Genomic DNA, 825 nt, shown 5'->3' on the forward strand with positions numbered 1-825 from the left:
GCCGTGGGTGAGGCCGCGGACCTGCTCGTGGACAAACTCGCCGAGCGGGCGAAGGACATTACGGTCGGCAACGGCATGGACGCCTCCTCCGACATGGGCCCGGTTATCACCCCGGCATCCCGGGACCGCGTGCGCCGAATCGTGACCTCCGCAGAGGAGGCCGGCGCGGCCGTCGTCGTGGACGGGCGCGACCTGATCGTGGCCGCCGCCTTCGGCTCCGCCGGTGAGCGTTGCATGGCCGTGTCGGTCGCCGTGGCCGTGGGTGAGGCCGCGGACCTGCTCGTGGACAAACTCGCCGAGCGGGCGAAGGACATTACGGTCGGCAACGGCATGGACGCCTCCTCCGACATGGGCCCGGTTATCACCCCGGCATCCCGGGACCGCGTGCGCCGAATCGTGACCTCCGCAGAGGAGGCCGGCGCGGCCGTCGTCGTGGACGGGCGCGACCTGATCGTGGCCGACCACGAGAACGGCTTCTTCGTGGGCCCGACAGTCCTCGACCATGTTCGCCAGGGCATGGAAGCCTACGAGGAGGAAATCTTCGGGCCCGTGCTGGTCGTGCTGCGCGTGGATAGCCTCGATGAGGGCATCGAGGTCATCAACGCCAACCCCTACGGCAACGGCACCGCGATCTTCACCTCCTCGGGCGCCTACGCCCGACAGTTCAAGCGGCGGGTCACCGTGGGCATGATCGGGATCAATGTCCCAATCCCCGTGCCTGTGGCCTGGCACTCCTTCGGCGGCTGGAAGGACTCCCTGTTCGGTGACCACCACGTCTACGGCCCGGACGGTGTGCGCTTCTACACCCGAGGCAAGGCCGTCACC

General features: G+C 68.7%; 1 protein-coding gene. It reads left to right on the top strand.

Annotated features, from left to right (window positions below; genetic code table 11):
* On the top strand, nucleotides 1–825 hold an 825-nt coding region (locus Y705_RS21700), incomplete at both ends, for an aldehyde dehydrogenase family protein (RefSeq protein WP_162149030.1).

It is taken from the genome of Arthrobacter sp. H41 (assembly GCF_000520535.1).
Taxonomy (GTDB): domain Bacteria; phylum Actinomycetota; class Actinomycetes; order Actinomycetales; family Micrococcaceae; genus Arthrobacter_D.